At 34.0% G+C, this 17,854-nt stretch carries 17 protein-coding genes; 11 read left to right on the top strand and 6 right to left on the bottom strand.

The genetic code is table 11. The features are described from left to right. Positions 1-7 precede the first annotated feature (7 nt). Complete coding sequence (locus tag ACNQGX_RS12675; RefSeq protein ID WP_417976769.1) at positions 8-505, top strand: DUF6691 family protein; 498 nt, start codon at positions 8-10, stop codon at positions 503-505. A gap of 993 nt (positions 506-1,498) precedes the next feature. Then, on the top strand, positions 1,499-3,748 hold the full coding sequence (gene katG, locus ACNQGX_RS12670) for a catalase/peroxidase HPI (protein ID WP_417976767.1): 2,250 nt from the start codon (positions 1,499-1,501) through the stop codon (positions 3,746-3,748). 172 nt (positions 3,749-3,920) lie between these two features. Here katG and ACNQGX_RS12665 read toward each other — a convergent pair whose 3' ends face one another. From ACNQGX_RS12665 to ACNQGX_RS12650, 4 genes are all read right to left on the bottom strand, one after another. Next, on the bottom strand, positions 3,921-4,388 hold the full coding sequence (locus tag ACNQGX_RS12665) for a hypothetical protein (RefSeq protein ID WP_417976765.1): 468 nt from the start codon (positions 4,386-4,388) through the stop codon (positions 3,921-3,923). 275 nt (positions 4,389-4,663) lie between these two features. Then, complete coding sequence (locus tag ACNQGX_RS12660) at positions 4,664-5,386, bottom strand: hypothetical protein (RefSeq protein WP_417976763.1); 723 nt, start codon at positions 5,384-5,386, stop codon at positions 4,664-4,666. A gap of 224 nt (positions 5,387-5,610) precedes the next feature. Further along, positions 5,611-7,191, bottom strand: coding sequence for an NADP-dependent glyceraldehyde-3-phosphate dehydrogenase (locus ACNQGX_RS12655; RefSeq protein WP_417976761.1), 1,581 nt, complete (start codon positions 7,189-7,191; stop codon positions 5,611-5,613). Between the two features lie 60 nt (positions 7,192-7,251). Then, positions 7,252-7,563 carry a rhodanese-like domain-containing protein gene (locus tag ACNQGX_RS12650; protein WP_131917175.1) on the bottom strand — a complete coding sequence of 104 codons (312 nt, stop codon included), beginning with the start codon at positions 7,561-7,563 and terminating at the stop codon, positions 7,252-7,254. A 288-nt stretch (positions 7,564-7,851) separates the two neighbouring features. On the opposite strand from ACNQGX_RS12650, the gene ACNQGX_RS12645 reads away from it, so the two are divergent. The 7 genes from ACNQGX_RS12645 (at position 7,852) to ACNQGX_RS12615 (ending at position 13,319) form a co-directional block, all read left to right on the top strand. Next, on the top strand, positions 7,852-8,478 hold the full coding sequence (locus ACNQGX_RS12645; RefSeq protein WP_417976759.1) for a Crp/Fnr family transcriptional regulator: 627 nt from the start codon (positions 7,852-7,854) through the stop codon (positions 8,476-8,478). A gap of 68 nt (positions 8,479-8,546) precedes the next feature. Then, on the top strand, positions 8,547-9,335 hold the full coding sequence (locus tag ACNQGX_RS12640) for a sulfite exporter TauE/SafE family protein (RefSeq protein WP_131917173.1): 789 nt from the start codon (positions 8,547-8,549) through the stop codon (positions 9,333-9,335). Positions 9,336-9,415: 80 nt separating this feature from the next. Further along, positions 9,416-10,831: an MBL fold metallo-hydrolase gene (locus ACNQGX_RS12635; RefSeq protein ID WP_417976757.1), complete on the top strand. Its 1,416-nt coding sequence runs from the start codon at positions 9,416-9,418 to the stop codon at positions 10,829-10,831. A gap of 60 nt (positions 10,832-10,891) precedes the next feature. After that, positions 10,892-11,728 (top strand): methyltransferase, encoded by an 837-nt coding sequence (locus ACNQGX_RS12630; protein ID WP_417976755.1) that lies wholly within the window; start codon positions 10,892-10,894, stop codon positions 11,726-11,728. A 26-nt stretch (positions 11,729-11,754) separates the two neighbouring features. Then, positions 11,755-11,961 carry a hypothetical protein gene (locus tag ACNQGX_RS12625; protein WP_131996807.1) on the top strand — a complete coding sequence of 69 codons (207 nt, stop codon included), beginning with the start codon at positions 11,755-11,757 and terminating at the stop codon, positions 11,959-11,961. Then, positions 11,954-12,256: a thioredoxin gene (gene trxA / locus ACNQGX_RS12620; protein WP_131917169.1), complete on the top strand. Its 303-nt coding sequence runs from the start codon at positions 11,954-11,956 to the stop codon at positions 12,254-12,256. Before ACNQGX_RS12625 ends, trxA begins: the two co-directional genes overlap by 8 nt. A gap of 316 nt (positions 12,257-12,572) precedes the next feature. Next, on the top strand, positions 12,573-13,319 hold the full coding sequence (locus ACNQGX_RS12615) for an LOG family protein (protein WP_417976752.1): 747 nt from the start codon (positions 12,573-12,575) through the stop codon (positions 13,317-13,319). A gap of 39 nt (positions 13,320-13,358) precedes the next feature. On the opposite strand, the gene ACNQGX_RS12610 is transcribed toward ACNQGX_RS12615, so the two are convergent. Together ACNQGX_RS12610 and ACNQGX_RS12605 are read right to left on the bottom strand one after the other, a co-directional pair. Continuing rightward, positions 13,359-15,473 (bottom strand): ATP-binding protein, encoded by a 2,115-nt coding sequence (locus tag ACNQGX_RS12610; RefSeq protein WP_417976750.1) that lies wholly within the window; start codon positions 15,471-15,473, stop codon positions 13,359-13,361. Positions 15,474-15,594: 121 nt separating this feature from the next. Further along, complete coding sequence (locus ACNQGX_RS12605; RefSeq protein ID WP_417976748.1) at positions 15,595-16,077, bottom strand: hypothetical protein; 483 nt, start codon at positions 16,075-16,077, stop codon at positions 15,595-15,597. Positions 16,078-16,738: 661 nt separating this feature from the next. Here ACNQGX_RS12605 and ACNQGX_RS12600 point away from each other — a divergent pair. Beyond that, entirely contained in the window at positions 16,739-17,194 is a 456-nt protein-coding gene (locus tag ACNQGX_RS12600; protein WP_417976746.1) for a MarR family winged helix-turn-helix transcriptional regulator, read from the top strand. A 13-nt stretch (positions 17,195-17,207) separates the two neighbouring features. Beyond that, positions 17,208-17,840 carry an NAD(P)H-dependent oxidoreductase gene (locus tag ACNQGX_RS12595; RefSeq protein ID WP_417976744.1) on the top strand — a complete coding sequence of 211 codons (633 nt, stop codon included), beginning with the start codon at positions 17,208-17,210 and terminating at the stop codon, positions 17,838-17,840. Positions 17,841-17,854: the final 14 nt, after the last annotated feature.

The following is a 17,854-nucleotide window of genomic DNA, read 5'->3' as shown; positions in this document are numbered from 1 at the left end:
ATCTAACATGCAAAATAAAGATCAAAATACAGATTTCGAAACTCGTTCCTTAGACACCGTTTGTGTCAACGAGAGTCAATTAGAACACAAGTGGTATCATAATTTAAAATACTTAATCATCGGTTTATTGTTTGGAATTGTTTTCATCAAAGCCGAAGTAATCAGCTGGTATCGCATTCAGGAAATGTTTCGTTTTCAATCCTTTCATATGTATGGCATCATAGGAAGTGCCGTTATGGTAGGAATGCTATCTGTTTTCCTGATAAAAAAGTTCAATCTTAAAACCATTTATGGAGAAAAAATTGAATTCCACGACAAAACGTTCAACAAAGGACAAATTTACGGCGGACTCCTCTTCGGATTGGGTTGGGCTATAACCGGAGCTTGTCCAGGACCGTTATTTGCACAAATTGGAACTGGCGCAACTGTCATGATTGTTACCTTATTATCTGCTGTAGCGGGAACCTGGGTTTATGGCTATTTTAGAGATAAACTGCCTCATTAAAAGTATGAATTCAGAAAAGTGACACAGATATCGATTCTCTTTATTTCGATGCCGAGAAAAAGGTGATTTTGCAAAATGAAATGGCAAAATACTGGAAACCGGCAGACATTAATCGGATTACAGATTCAGCTTTAAAATAAGAAGTAGAATATGGCAAAGGTCCTAATACAAATGTACCCAATCGATATAAATATAAGTTGCTTTTTACTAATCCAAATGATAAAACTTCATTATCAAATAATTCAGAAGGAAATACAACAACGTTCCTACCACAGCAAGTGTGATGATACAGCTAATCAGGTTGAGCACAATATTAGGAATAAACTTCAATCGAGGATGCGTGATTAAAGGTTCCCGATGCAGTCTTTCATGAATATTTTCCTTAGCTATTTTGATTTTCTTTTTGATAGTTTTTGAGTTTTAAAGACAATAGTGATGAATTGTTCCTGCTGCCTTTTGGTTTCGTATTTTGACTACTCTAAAATTACGTAATATTTTTAAGATAAAGAAGTTCTAGAATTGAAAAAAGAGAATGATGGTTAGGAAATTCTCTTTTTAGTTTGCCATTACTGTTTTAAAAAAATAATGATTTTGGATTTAATCTACTTTAAGTATTGTACTAGGTTTCCAGTAGCGGTTTATATTCCTTTTATTTTTTAGTTATCATTAAACTTCCAAATACAAGACCAATATTCCATTAAACTAATTCTCAAATCTTTAATAACCATCTTAAGTTTACATTTCATAAATTTATACCTAAATCAGAAACAACAAAAAACAGGAATACGATTCTCTCGAATTTATGAGCTTAATACTGGCTGGATAATATCCAGATGCACTGATGCTTATTTAATTAAACATTTTTAGTAAATTTAGCACATACCTATGTATAGCAACTACTATAGTTTTTATCTATTAAAAACAAAATTAGATACGAATACTTTTCAGTAAATTCGTCATATTAAGTTTATAAAATAAAAAATCAATCATACTATGGAAAATAACACAAATCCAACATCCTACAAAGTCAACGGAGAAAGTAAATGCCCGTTTTCCGGTGGAGTTGCCCCAAATCAAAGCTCTGGTACTGGAAATAGTAACCGCGACTGGTGGCCAAATCAATTGAAATTAAACATCCTGCGCCAAAACTCTTCTCTTTCCAATCCGATGGGAGAGGCCTTTAATTATGCTGAGGAATTCAAGTCTCTGGATTTAGATGCCTTGAAGAAAGACATTTTCGATATGATGACCACATCTCAAGACTGGTGGCCTGCTGATTACGGTCACTATGGTCCGTTCTTTATTCGTATGGCTTGGCACAGTGCAGGTACGTATCGTATCGCGGACGGTCGTGGTGGTGCAGGTTTCGGGACGCAGCGTTTTGCGCCACTAAACAGCTGGCCAGATAATGCAAATCTGGACAAGGCTCGTTTGCTGTTATGGCCAATCAAACAAAAATATGGTAAGAAAATTTCTTGGGCAGATTTAATGGTTCTAACTGGTAATTGTGCCCTCGAGTCGGCAGGTTTACAGACCTTTGGTTTCGCTGGCGGACGTGCCGATGTTTGGGAACCACAAGAAGATATTTACTGGGGTTCTGAAAAAGAATGGTTAGCACTTAGTAACACTCCAAATAGCCGCTACTCAGGTGATCGTGATTTAGAAAATCCTCTAGCTGCTGTACAAATGGGACTTATTTATGTAAACCCTGAAGGTCCTGACGGAAATCCTGATCCACTTTTAGCAGCCATTGATATTCGGGAGACTTTTACCCGTATGGCTATGAATGACGAAGAAACGGTTGCACTTATTGCTGGTGGACATACATTGGGTAAAACCCATGGTGCTGCTGATCCAAATAAATACGTAGGTCCAGAACCAGCAGGAGCATCTATTGAAGAGCAAAGCATAGGTTGGAAAAACACCTATGGTACTGGAAATGCAGGTGATACAATTACCAGCGGTCTTGAAGGTGCTTGGACCACAACGCCAACAAAATGGAGCAACAACTACTTCGAAAACTTGTTCGGGTTCGAATGGGAATTGACCAAAAGCCCGGCTGGTGCCCATCAATGGAAACCGAAAGGTGATGCAGGAGCTGGTACTGTGCCAGATGCACACGACCCTTCAAAAAGTCATGCGCCATTTATGCTGACTACTGACTTATCATTAAGAGTTGACCCAATATACGAGAAAATCTCAAGACACTTTTTTGAGAATCCAGCAGAATTCAATGATGCCTTTGCTAGAGCATGGTTCAAGCTAACACATAGAGATATGGGTCCAAAAGCGCGCTATTTAGGACCAGAAGTTCCTGCTGAAGAACTAATTTGGCAAGACCCAGTTCCTGCTGTTACACATCCATTAATTGATGACCAAGATATTGCTACACTTAAGGCAAAGATTCTGGCTTCTGGATTGTCTGTACCAGAATTAGTAGCTACCGCTTGGGCATCAGCATCCACTTTCCGTGGCTCTGACAAACGTGGTGGCGCAAACGGTGGTCGTATTCGTCTAGCTCCGCAAAAAGATTGGAAAGTAAACAATCCGTCCCAACTGGAAAGAGTGCTTAACAAACTTGAGAATATCAAAAATGAGTTCAACAGCACGCAATCTGGCGGTAAACAAGTTTCAATTGCTGACTTGATCGTTTTAGGTGGTAGCGCAGGAATTGAAAAAGCAGCTGCAACTGCAGGACATTACGTATCAGTACCTTTCACACCGGGACGTACGGATGCTTCACAAGAACAAACAGATGTAGCATCATTTGCAGTGCTTGAGCCTCAGGCAGATGGATTCCGTAATTATGTTAAGACAAAATATACCGTATCAGCAGAGGAAATGTTAGTTGACAAAGCACAATTATTAACTTTGACAACGCCAGAAATGGCAGTTCTTGTTGGTGGTATGCGTGTATTAAACACCAACTTTGATCAGTCACAAAACGGTGTTTTCACAAAACGTCCTGAGGTGCTTACAAATGATTTCTTTGTAAATCTACTTGATTTAGGCACCACTTGGAAAGCAGTTTCAGAATCTGATGATGCTTTCGTAGGAAGTGATCGTATGGCAGGCGGATTAAAGTGGATTGGAACTCGTGTCGATCTTATTTTTGGTTCTAACTCAGAGTTAAGAGCGCTTGCAGAGGTTTATGGTTATAGTGATGCTCAAGAAAAGTTTGTGAAAGACTTTATAGCTGCTTGGATTAAGGTGATGAACCTGGATCGTTTCGACTTGGTTTAATTTTAGTATTTTATAATTTGTTTGAAAAGGTGGTCTGGCAACGGATCATCTTTTTTGTTTTATAGGTTGATTTGCAGATTGATCAAACTTTTTAAATTGCTAAGTTTTTCTAGTTACTACAATTACTTTTCTTGATGATTACGCACTTTTGGGAAAACCGTTATTTTTATAGTTATTTTCTATAAATTAATACTCCCAAAACAATATAAAGAAGAAATTCCCTCGCAGACTGAACTATTTGTAAGTACCCCGATCTTGTTGCTTTATGATAACTATCTAATTGTATTGCATATTTTTCTACTAAAATATCAAATAGATAATACGATATTACTAATTGCAAAAATTGAATTACTACTAAAGAGATAATAGATGTTTTTAAAATCTGTCTTGCCGTTACGTTATCAATATTACTATTTTTGATCCAGTTGAAAATTTTCCAAGTTACTAAAGCAAATAAAATCAAATAGAGTATCTCATTTATCCAAAAAATCACCAATGAATCAACAGAAACTATGATTAATATATATTTTGAAATTATAAAAAGAAATGTGTGCAAAAAACTTATAATTGCCAGCCAAAGAAACATTCCAGCTCCAACGCTAAAATGAATAATATTAGATTCACTTTTAATTTTCTTCATAATTGTGTTACTTTAAAATTGATGCTAATTTTTACATTAGTTTTTCTCTTCATGCTCATCTTTTTGTATAACTTATAATACCAGCCATAAAGTGGCTCCAATCCTTAAAATTTAACTGGTTTGGTAACATAAATAGCTTTTTTATACTTTTGCTAATGTATAAATAATTTATTACAAATTAGTAACTCCAAATCCATTCAAAAAAAATCTAACCCCCATAAAAAAAACCGTCTCATTGCTATCAACAAGACGGTTTCTTTATATTTTAAAACGCATTAATAATCCGTTATCTTATAAAAAAACATTTGTGGAGTGCCTTCAACACCGGCATCCATCATCAGTTTCTTCTTTGCTTCGGAGGTGATGTTTTCTTTTGCTTTTTTCATATCCGTAATGGCAAATACCAGCGTCACCATATTAGGATCATCTATACTTCTGGCCATTCCTCTGTCTATGAATCCTTCTTCCATTCTTTTGGCAGTTCCTTCGGCATCGTATACTTTGAGCCAGACATCAAAATCTTTTACACGATGCGTCACCATCAATCGGTCTTTCTGATCAATCGGTGTGTCGTCATTTCGTATTACCTCATAATACGTAAATTCAGGTTTACCGGTAACCCCGGCTTTTTTCATCGTCTCTTTCAGATTGGGAAGCACACTAAACTCTTTTGCTTTTTGGACATCATTAATTTTATCTATTATCATAATCATATTCGCATCGTCAATTCCTCTTCCTACCATATAATGTGAGATTCCATACACCATTCGCATAGAATCATGTGCATCATATTCCTTTCTCCATTTTTCATAATCCGCTATTTTATGCTTTATTCCAATTACTTTAAAAGGTTCAAATACAGCAACAGCAGTAGCAGTATCTTTAGGCATAACTTCTTCAGGTTCTGTTTTCTCCGTTTTATTGTTTTTACAAGATAAAAATGCAACGGTAAAAACTAATATCAAAACTGGTTTCAAAAAAAATTTAATGTTTTTCATATTATTATTTTTTAAGTTATTTTTATTACGTAAATATAATAATAAATACTGATAATCAGATTATTACAAACTAATTAATCTTTAAAAACAAATATCAAAACTCATGTTGACAGTCCTTTTCACTTTTAATTTCTCCATAAAATAGAGTTTATTCTAAACAGAATCCCACAAAAAAAGCCGGCTCGAAAAAACGAGACGGCTTAATTTTTTTTAATTAAAAAAGATTACAAAATATAATCGGTATTAATGAAATTAGATTCTTTACTGCTCAATAATTCCTGCAAAATAGCATTGTTATAATCATTGTCTTTAGACGCAACAAAAGTTCTAATGGAGAATGAACGCAAGGCATCGTGAATACTCAATGTTCCTACTGCTGAATCTTTTCGTCCTGTAAAAGGGAAAACATCCGGTCCTCTTTGGCAAGAACTGTTCAAGTTTACTCTACACACTAAATTTACCAAAGCATCAATAAGTGGTGCAATAGTTTTAATGTCTTTTCCAAACAAACTCACTTGTTGCCCGTAATTCGATTCGGCCATATCGTTCAAAGGCTCTTGAATGTCTTTGAAAGAAATAATAGGCACAACCGGACCAAATTGCTCTTCGTGATACACACGCATTTTTTTATTTATAGGAAATAAAACTGCAGGAAAAATATAATTAGACGAATGCTTTCCTCCTTTTTCATTGATTATTGCAGCTCCTTTACTCGTAGCATCATCTATCAATTCCTGAATGTAAGCCGGTTTTTCTTTTTCTGGTAATGGCGTCAGAAACACAGATGCGTCCCACGGATTACCAAAAACCAACGCATCAACTTTGGCAGCAAAACGTTTGTTGAACTCATCAGCAATGGACTCATGTACATACAACACTTTCAAAGCCGTACAACGCTGTCCATTAAACGATAAAGAGCCAGCGATACATTCTTGGATAGCCAAATCTAAATCGGCATCCGGAAGAATTATCGCAGGATTTTTAGCCTCCAAACCTAATATCAAACGCAATCTGTTTTTATTAGGATGTTGGTCTTGTAAAGCAATCGCTGATTTACTGTTTCCTATCAAAGCCAAAATATCTACTTTTCCGGATTTCATTATTGGCGAAGCCACTTCACGTCCGCGACCATACACAATATTGATGGCTCCTTTTGGGAAACTGCTTCTGAAAGCTTCCAATAAAGGTGAAATCAATAAAACGCCATGCTTTGCCGGTTTAAAAATTACCGGATTCCCCATAATCAAGGCAGGAATCAGTAACGAAAAAGTCTCATTCAACGGATAATTATAAGGTCCAAGACATAGAACAACGCCAAGCGGTCCTCTACGAACCATGGCATTTATTCCTTGTACTTTAGAAAAATGAGCACTGCGACTGTTTAATTCTTTTAAACTGTCGATAGTATCATAGATGTATTCTACGGTTCTGTCAAATTCTTTTTCGGAATCACCCAATGATTTTCCAATTTCCCACATCAATAATTTAACAACTTCTTTACGGGTTGTTTTCATTTGTGTAACGAAATTTTCCATGCATTTTATGCGATCCGTCACTTTCATGGTTGGCCATAATCCTTGACCGTTATTATAGGCCGCACTAGCCGCATTAACTGCTTCCAGAGCTTCGGCTTCTCCCATAAACGGGATTGAACCTAAAATAGTGGGACCGTAGGCTTCAGTGGATGAAATTGTTGAAAAAACAGGCGTGGTCTGACCTTCCCATTTTTTTAATTCTCCATCAACTAAATACGTATCTTGATTCAATAATGTTGTAATCTTAAATTCTTCTGGTATTAAACTCATACTAATGGATATTATATTTATAATTTAAATAAATAAAAGAGGCAATTGCCTCTTTCTTTTTTATGGTTCAACTACTTCTCCATCCCATTCTATAATGCCTCCAACTAAGTTGTACGTATTTTCAAAACCCAGCTCATTCATTATTTCGCAGGCTTTTGCACTTCGCATTCCGGAGCGGCAATACACATAATAGTTTTTTGTTTTGTCTAACGCTTCAATTTCGGTTATAAAACCTTGTCCCAAATGAATATCAATATTAATGGCATTGGCTATAATTCCTTCGTTAAATTCGGCTTCGGTTCTCACGTCTAAAATTACTGCGTTTTCGTCAGTTTCAAATTGAGAAACCCAATCTTCTTGTGTTAAATTCATAGTGATGTTTTTTGTAAAAATACAAAGTTTTTAGCTAACAATAAACGTACGATTTGTTAATTGGATAATATTTATAAGAAAACGTTTTCGCAAAACATTAACTATCAAGAAACTATAAATTTAGTACTTATTTTTATGAAATCAGTCTATTAAATCCATAGGAAATAAGCAAACAATATTCATTCAATCAATCAAGTACTTGTCACTATTTTTAGTCAAAAAATTACCCGCATTTTTTCGAGTTTTTTAGACTACTTTTACAGTACAAACGATAGAAAAAAGACCAAAATGCTTGATCCGATAAAGAAAATATTTCCCTCATTTTCTAATGAATTAGCGAAAGAAATTGAAACGAATGCCACCATTCATTCCTACCAAGCGGGTGATATTATCATACGAACTGGACAGTACATCAAAAACACTGTTTTAGTAATCAGCGGAAAAATAAAGATTTATCGCGAAGATGAAAATGGAGGTGAATTTTTCATGTATTATTTGCAACCCGGACAAGCCTGTGCCATTTCTATGATTTGTGCCACCAAAAACGAAAAAAGCCAAATAATGGCTAAAGTAGTCGAGGATGTTGAATTGATAATGGTCCCGCTTCCTTTAATGGACATGTGGATGATGCAACACCGCAGTTGGTATGAATTTGTAATTAATTCTTATCGCAGTCGTTTTGAGGAAGTGTTGGAAGTTATTGACAGCATTGCATTCAGGGCAATGGACGAGCGCTTGGAATTTTATTTAAAACGCCATGCAGACGCTTGTGGCTGTAAAGAATTGAAACTGTCCCATCAGGAAATCGCATCTGAGTTGAATACCTCAAGAGAAGTAATTTCCCGTTTGTTGAAAAAAATGGAACAACGCGGTATCGTTTCCTTACACCGTAATAACATTGAACTTTTAAAATAAAATCGGCTCAATGAAGTCCATTTCCTGTAAGTAAAATTACCAGGGAAGTTGCTTCAAAAAAAAATAAGATGGAATATTTAGGCTATTTTGCTTCAATTATTATTGGACTTTCATTAGGATTAATCGGAGGTGGTGGATCTATACTTACTGTTCCTATTCTGGTTTATCTCTTTAAAATAAATCCTGAAAATGCTACCAGTTATTCTCTATTTATAGTGGGAATTACGGCTTTATTTGGATGTATTAGCCACTATAAAATGGGGAATCTTAAAATTAAATCGGCATTATACTTTGCCATTCCTTCGGTTTTTTCAATACTGATAATTCGAGAAGTCATTTTCCCAAAAATAGCGGCAACAATTTTCTCCATTGCTTCCTACCAAGTATCAAAAAATTTCCTGATAATGATTGTTTTTTCAGTACTCATGATAGCAGCCGCAATATCTATGATACGCAAAACAAAAACGGTAACAAGTCTACCCAAAACAAATTACACACAACTGGGACTAATTGGATTTTTAGTTGGAATTGTAACTGGATTTTTAGGTGCCGGAGGTGGATTTTTAATTATACCTGCATTATTATTTTTTGCTAATTTACCAATGAAACAAGCCGTTGGCACATCATTATTAATTATCTTTATAAACTCTAGTATCGGTTTTGGCGGTGATTTGTATATTGGTACACCTATAGATTATTCGTTTTTACTGATGATTTCAAGTATGGCTTTTATAGGAATGATTATTGGCATCAAGCTTTCAAAAAAAATAGATGGGGCTAAACTAAAGCCAATCTTTGGTTGGTTTGTATTAGTAATGGGCATTTATATAATTACTAAGGAACTATTCTTCAAATAAAAATTTTATGTAACAATTGTCACAGTTTATCCTAGAAAACAGAATTATCTTTGTACAATAAAATAATAAATAGTATTATCATGCAAATAGAACAAATATATACGGGGTGTTTAGCACAAGGAGCTTATTATATTACTTCAAATGGCGAAGCGGCTATTATTGACCCGTTACGTGAAACCCAACCCTATTTAGACCGATTAGAAAGAGACGGCGTTACATTGAAATATATTTTTGAAACCCATTTTCATGCTGATTTTGTATCCGGTCACGTTGATTTGAGCAGAGAAACAGCTGCTCCAATTGTTTATGGTCCAAATGCAAGTTGTGAGTTCGAATGTATTTCTGCTAAGGACGGACAGGAATTCACCATTGGAAACATCAAAATAAAAATATTGCACACTCCGGGACATACCATGGAAAGCTCCTCTTTTTTATTGATCGACGAAAACGGAAAAGACCATGCCATTTTCTCTGGAGACACTTTGTTTATCGGAGATGTGGGAAGACCGGATTTGGCCCAAAAAGCGGCAGACATGACACAAGAGGAATTAGCGGGAATCTTATTTCATTCCTTAAGAGATAAAGTGATGATTTTGGCAGATGATGTCATTGTTTATCCGGCTCACGGTGCAGGAAGTGCCTGTGGAAAAAATATGAGTAAGGAAACAGTATCTACTATTGGCGACCAAAAAACCACGAATTATGCGTTGCGTGCGAATATGACTGAAGCCGAATTTATACAAGAAGTTACCGAAGGTTTATTACCTCCTCCAGCCTATTTTGGAATGAATGTGGCGATGAATAAAAAAGGATATGACAGTTTTGAAAACGTATTGCACTTAGGAATGCGCGCGCTATCTGTAGTCGAATTTGAAGTGGCTGCCGAAGAAACCGGAGCCTTAATATTGGATACCCGAAAAAACGGAGAATTTGCCAAAGGATTTATTCCCCAATCCATAAACATTGGAATTGATGGTGATTTTGCTCCTTGGGTAGGTGCTTTAATAGCCGATGTAAAACAACCCATTCTAATTGTTTGTGAACTGGGACAAGAGGAAGAAACCGTTACACGTTTAAGCCGTGTGGGTTTTGATAACTTGATTGGTCATCTGGATGGTGGTTTTGATGCTTGGGCAAAAGCCGGAAAAGAAATTGATACCGTACATAGAATCACAGCCGAACAATTTGCTGCAGCAGTGAAAATTGGCGAAAGCAAAATAATCGATATTCGTAAAGAAAGCGAATATTGCGCAGAACATATTGAGGAATCCTACAGCAAGCCATTAGCGGTTATCAATGAATGGATAAAAGATATTAATCCAAAAGAACATTTTTACCTGCATTGCGCGGGTGGATACCGCAGTATGATTGCCGCTTCAATTTTGGAAGCTCGCGGTTTTAGAAATTTCACTGAAATTGAAGGCGGTTTTAATGCTATTGCAAAAACGGATGTTCCAAAAACGGATTTCGTTTGCCAAAGCAAAGTTCTGAAATAAAAGCAATTTCAATGACAATGGCAATAACAATAGTAATGGCAATTTCAAAAAAATCAAATTATGGAAGATATAAAATGTTGTGTAGTTTCCTGCGATAAACCGCTTGATGCAGCCTATTGGGAAGCGCAATACGAAGCCAAAACCACCGGTTGGGATCTAGGCAAAGTATCGCCGCCCATACAAACGTATGTGAATACGATTGCTGATAAAAATTGCAGTATTTTGATTCCCGGTTGTGGGAATAGCTATGAAGCTGAATATCTTTTGGAGCAAGGATTTACAAATAGTACCGTAATCGATATTGCGCCAACACCAGTGGCAGTTTTAAAAGAAAAGTTTAAAAACAATTCTAATATTCAAATTATACTGGGTGATTTCTTTGAACATCAAGGAAAATATGATTTGATTATTGAGCAAACTTTTTTCTGTGCTTTGCCTCCTCCTATGCGCCAAAAATACGTGTGGAAAATGCATCAACTTTTGGCTGATGAAGGAATTCTAGCGGGATTACTGTTCAACAGAACGTTTGAATCCGGACCTCCTTTTGGCGGAAGTAAAGAAGAATATGAAAAGCTTTTTGCAGCCGCTTTTGACTTTTTGAAAATGGAAGTATCTGAAAATTCGATTGCACCAAGAGCGAATTCGGAGTTGTTTATCGAACTGAAAAAGAACAATCAGGTTATTGTGAATTTATATGAATTCGAAGGCATTACGTGCAGTGGCTGTATGGAAACCATCACAAAAAAATTGGCCGAAATCGATGGAATATTAAATGTAAGCATGAGTAGCAATTTTGCTGAAGTATTAATTGTCAGTAAAAATGAAATTGCAATCGAAGCATTACAACATGTGATTTCTTATGATGCGAAGTATAAAATCAAAAAAATAAACACGTAAAATCAAATTCCTTTTTTCGAAAAAAAATGAAAGCATTATTATTTACAAATTGGCATCTAATGCGCTGGGTTCGTCTGGCGTTTGCCTTATTTTTATTTGCTCAAGCCTATATTTTAAAAGAGTGGATGTTCATTGGTTTTGGACTATTTTTCTTGATTCAGGTCGTTTTTAATTTAGGTTGTGGCTCTAATGGTTGTACTATTCCTAACAATAAATACAATAAAGATGAGTAATTTCGATACGATTATCAATTCAGGCAAACCGGTATTAATAGACTTTTTTGCCACATGGTGCGGACCATGTAAAATGCTTAGTCCCATTTTGAGAGAAGTAAAAGAGAGTTTGGGAGAAAACGTTTCCATCATCAAAATTGACGTGGACAAAAACCAGCAAATTTCAAGTCAGTATCAGGTTCGTGGGGTTCCAACGATGATTTTATTTCAAAACGGAAAACAGTTATGGAGACAATCCGGTGTGTTATCCAAAGAGGAAATTATCAAAATTATTTTGGAGAAAAGCAATAAATAACCCATTGGGTGTTATTCAAAACGTCAGTTCGAGTATTTTTTGTGGAGTAAAACGGAACAAAAAATGTCCCGATAGCTATCGGGACGAGAATTATTTTTAATTCAAAATTTTCTTGTTCTCGATACGATTTTCTTCCCGAAGCTTTGGGAGAAAATCACTCGAACTGTCGAAAATTATAATTAAAAACTGATTACAGTAGGCGCAAAACTTTTACCTCAACAAGTAATCTTATATTCTCTTGATAAATAAATTAGTTTTCACCCATTTATGAAATAGAAAAAAAATTGACTCCTTTTTTTCCTAACTTAGTGTCATTATGGAAAAACCACGCCAATATAGACTTTCAAGATCCGAATCTTTATTTGTTAGAGGACCTTTGACACTATTAAAAAACTTGTTTTTCACTTTCAAAGTTCAATACAACTTTATTAGAGCTTTTCAAAAAATGCATTTTATTGGTCCGTGTGTTACCGTTTTTGGCTCTGCCCGATTTGGTCCCGAAACTGCGCATTATAAAAATGCAGAGCGTATTGGTGCCGAAATAGCAAAATTAGGTTTTACAGTAATGACAGGTGGCGGTCCGGGAATTATGGAAGCGGCAAATAAAGGCGCTTATGAAGCGGGAGGTTATTCTGTTGGGTCTAATATTGTTCTTTCGGTGGAACAAAAACCAAATCTTTATTTGCACAAATGGATTTACATTCCTTACTTTTTTGTGAGGAAAGTTATTTTAGTGAAATATTCCTATGCATTCATTGTTATGCCGGGAGGAATAGGCACTCTCGACGAATTATTTGAGGCGCTGACCTTAATTCAAAATAAAATAATCAATAATTTCCCGATAGTTATTTTTGATACTGGGTATCATAAGGAGCTTTATCATCATATTAAAGTCATGTCAAAAAATGAAAGTATAAGTCCTGAAGATATGAGCCTCTTATTTGTCACTGACTCAGTAGAGGAATTGGTAGCGCATCTTAACAAACATGCTATCAAAAAATTTGGTTTAAAAAAGTATCAGTATAAGCATAAATCGTGGTTTGGAGAAAAAAGAAGACCCTAATTATCAAATGAAACTAATTTAAAAAAAAAATCGGCTCTATTATTTCAACCACTTAAACAGTATTTTTTCTAAACTGGATCTTATAATAGGTTTGCAAACATAATCATCCATTCCTGACTCTAAACATTTTTCTTTTTCACCTAACATTATTCCGGCAGTCAGTGCTATTATTGGAATATTATTGTATTTTTTTAGTTGTTTAATTTCGACAGTAGCTTCATATCCATTTTTATGAGGCATTTGGATGTCCATTAAAATCAAGTCCAGATTCTCTTTTTTATACAATTTAATGGCTTTTTTACCATCGGAGGCTTCTAATACTGTACTGCCTGGAAGTATTGATTTAAGTAATGTTTTTACCAAAAGCATGTTTATTTTATTGTCCTCGACTACTAATATTTTTTTGTCCGATAAATTTCCAATAGAAGAAATATTCTCTACTTTTTCAACATTATTATTTAAATTTTTTGAATCATATTCATGATTTGATTTTTCTAATTCAACGGTAAAGAAAAATTCACTTCCTTCTCCATAATGACTATTCAGCTCTAACTTGCTGTTCATTAATGCTAAAAGTTGGTTTGTAATAGTCAGTCCCAAACCAGTTCCTCCAAATTTTCGCGTAATTGAACTATCTTCCTGCATGAAAGAATGGAATATTTTTTCTTGATTTTCTTCTTTTATTCCAATGCCTGTATCTTTAACCGAAAATTTTAAATGACATTGGTTTTCATTTTCAGAAGTAACCGTGTTGCTAATATTTAATTCAACAGAACCTTCTTTCGTAAATTTCAACGCATTCCCTATCAAATTCACTAAAATTTGTTTCAATCGTATGGAATCTACTAATATATAATTGGGAACAGTTGCGTCAATATTTAGGATTAGAGCTATTTTATTTAAGTCTGCATGATATTTGAAAATATCGATTACATGATGAATCAGTTCAAAAAGATTAACTTCTTCGATATTCAATTCAAATTTACCCGATTCAATTTTTGAAAAATCCAAAATATTATTAATAATCTCAATTAATATTGTAGCTGATTCATGAACTATACTCATATACTCCGTCTGATTTTCATCCAGATTTGTTTTCATCAACAAATCAGTAAAACCAATGATTCCGTTCAAAGGAGTGCGAATTTCATGACTCATATTAGTCAAAAAACTGGATTTTGCTTTATTAGCTGCTTCGGCTTGATTTCTGGCTTTAATCAATTCAATTTCTAACTTTTTTAACGCTGTAATTTCAATAAAACTGATTACTACTTCCGCTATTTCTCCCGAATTATTAAATACAGGAAAACCATTTATCAGAAGCCATTTAAAAGAAGCATTCTCGTTTTTCTTGATTCCAATTATAAAGTTTTTTATGGGTTTTTTAGTATTTAGAATTTCGATTACCGGATAATTCTCCAGAGCCAAAGGTTTATTATCTTCTTTTATACATTCCCACACTGGATTAAGAATCTGTTTCCCTTTCATCTGATCGTTACTCAAACCAATCAGTTTCGATGCTTTAGGATTAGAAAAAAGTATCGAAGTGTCCTTATCATGCAAGATAATCCCAACATCAAGATTGTTTATTAATTCTCTATACCGCTCTTCACTTTCTCTAAGAGCAGATTTGGTTAATTTGAGTTGTGTAATATCTACCGTGGTGATTAGAGCTTGTTCTTTATTTTTAGATAGAATCCCGGTGAGATATGTATTTACTACAAAATCATTATCTAAAAATAGTTTGACTTCGCAGCATTCTTTTCCTCCATTATTGAAAACATTCGCTAAGAATTGATTAAATATTAGTTTTGTATCATCAGAGACAAAAAACCCAAATTGACTGTTTATTAATTTTGATCTTTCTTTTTGTAATAATTGAGAACCGGTAAGATTGAGTTGCGTTATTTTTCCAGAATTTGTCAGTGTAAAATAGCCTGAAGGAGCAAAATCATACAATTCAGCATATTTTTGCGTAGCCATTTCAGCTTGTTCTTTGGCTAAAATAAGTGCTTCTTTTTGCAGTTCCAATTCTATCTGATGAACTTCTAATTCATGGATCAGTTTTAATGTTTCCACTTCTGATAGTTTAGAATCAGCTATTGAATGCTTTTGTTGTTGTAATTCTCCCCCCTTACTTTCAATATTTTCCATAAGTATTATCTTTATAAAGACTACTGTTTTTATTCCCTGACAATTGAAAATTAAATACCTATTCTTTTACTTATCTAGTGGTATATCATTTATAAAAAACTAAATATTTCTGTAATTATGACTAAAAACCAAACTGACAAGCGCAGTATTCCCTTTTTTTGTAGTTCATTTTTCTATTTCCATGAAACCTAAATAAAAACTGTACCATTTTATTTAGGTCCTTTTCACTTTTAATCAGTGTTTTAGAAACCAAATTTATCTCAAGAAAATAGTTGAGTAACGCAATTCGTTTAGTGGGGAGTTCTTTTGAGGAAGAAACAATAACAGCTATAATACCTTCAATTGTATTGCGGTGTATGCTCTTAAATTTTGCCAAAGCAGGATCTTTGACAAGTGTAAAACCATTTTTTTCTTTATCGGATCCCATTCCAAAAAGAATGATTCCAATACTTTTTTCTATTCTATCTAATGGCTCAAGTTCGCCTGCTGATGCTCCAATACCAATTATTGGAAAATCACTGTTGTCGGCAATAGACAAGCTTGAATTTAGTTTCAAATCAAGAATTTCGCCTTCCCCTTGGCTAATTTGATTGTTTTTTACCATCTCTAAATTAGAATTTCTATATCTTATTATTAGTTGAGTCGGATTGTTGTTTCAATAATTGTTCTTTTTAACTTTGATTACTATACAATTGTCAATTCTATTTGCTTTCAATAACTAAATTGCTTTTGCAAAAATAAAAATGATTAGAAGATCATACCCTTCCACAAAAAATCATTGAAATTTAACAACTGTTTACCTTTTTAAAAAATAGATTGAAATTTAACATTACACCTAATTACATATTCCCATTAAATTTGCCACTATTATAGTGTTAATTAAAATATTTAACTAAATACACTCTTAAATGACTATAAATTTAATAAAAAAATATTTTTTTTACAACTAAACACAAAACTAAATCGATAAACATTCTTTAAAAAAATCAAGAGGCAACACTTCTCCTTTACAATTTTAATCAAAATTTATAGTACACTTCAAAGTGTTAAACCAAAATAATATTTCCGGCTTAGTTTTTGTAAACCATTTATTCAAAATTAGAGAGTTCGTTTATATTTTTAAACTTTATTTAAACCTGAAACTATCGCAAAGCAAATTCCTGAATTGCATACTATAATAAAAATTAACACAAAAATAACACACATTTGTATATACAAATAAAAAATGTGCTACATTTGTACCAACAAATTACATGCATACAAATATGAAAATTGAAGATGTATTAAAAAGCACTATTGCCTACGATAATTCAAAAAGAATTATTCTGAATGTTTTGTACACTCAAAATGTAATTACAGATAATTTTAATGAAATATTGAAACCCTATGAATTATCAGGGGAGCAATATAATGTTTTACGAATATTAAGAGGCCAGAAAGGAAATCCTGCAAACATGTGCGTTATTCAAGAACGCATGTTGGCCAAAACGAGTAATACTACCCGATTAGTCGATAAACTATTATTAAAAAAATTTGTGACTCGAAATGTTTGCCCTGAAAACAGAAGAAAAATAGAAGTTTTAATTACTCAAAAAGGACTTGACGTTTTAAAAGAATTGGATCCTAAAGTAATTGAACACGAGCAGTTTTTTTCTAAAAATTTGGACTCGGAAGAATTAGAACAATTAAATCAATTATTAGAAAAGTATAGAAATCAATAAACATAAATTAATCATGAATAATTTCCTAAACAATCAAAATTGGAGATACGCAACAAAAAAATTTGATGCAGCAAAAAAAATCTCTAACGAAGATTTAAATATATTAAAAGAAGCCATTCGTTTAAGTTCTTCCTCTTATGGATTACAACCTTATAAGGTTATAATTGTTGAGAATCCCGAATTAAGAGCAAATCTTCAGCCAGCAGCATGGGGACAATCACAAATTGTTGAAGCTTCACATCTGATTGTCTTCGCGAATGAAACCAAAATAGACGATTCGGCTATAGATGATTATTTAAAAAACATGAGCGAAACCAGAAATACTCCAATGGAAGCTTTAGCAGGTTATGGGGCGTTTATGAAATCTAAAATTACTGCTCTGACGACTGAAGAAAAAAATATTTGGTCAGCAAAACAAACTTATTTAGCTTTGGGAAATCTTTTGAATGCAGCTGCTGAACTTAAAATTGATGTTACCCCAATGGAAGGATTTGTCCCAGCCCAAATAAACGAAATTTTAGGATTGGATAAAATGAACCTAAACGCTTCTTTAATAGCTACCATTGGTTACAGACACGAAGAAGATGCAACCCAGTTTTACAAAAAAGTTAGAAAATCGCACGAAGAATTATTTATTACACTATAATTATTAATTAAAAT

The organism is Flavobacterium glycogeni (genome assembly GCF_048286775.1).
Lineage (GTDB): Bacteria > Bacteroidota > Bacteroidia > Flavobacteriales > Flavobacteriaceae > Flavobacterium.
The sequence above is the reverse complement of the archived record's forward strand: the minus strand, read 5'-3'. Positions and strand labels throughout refer to the sequence as shown.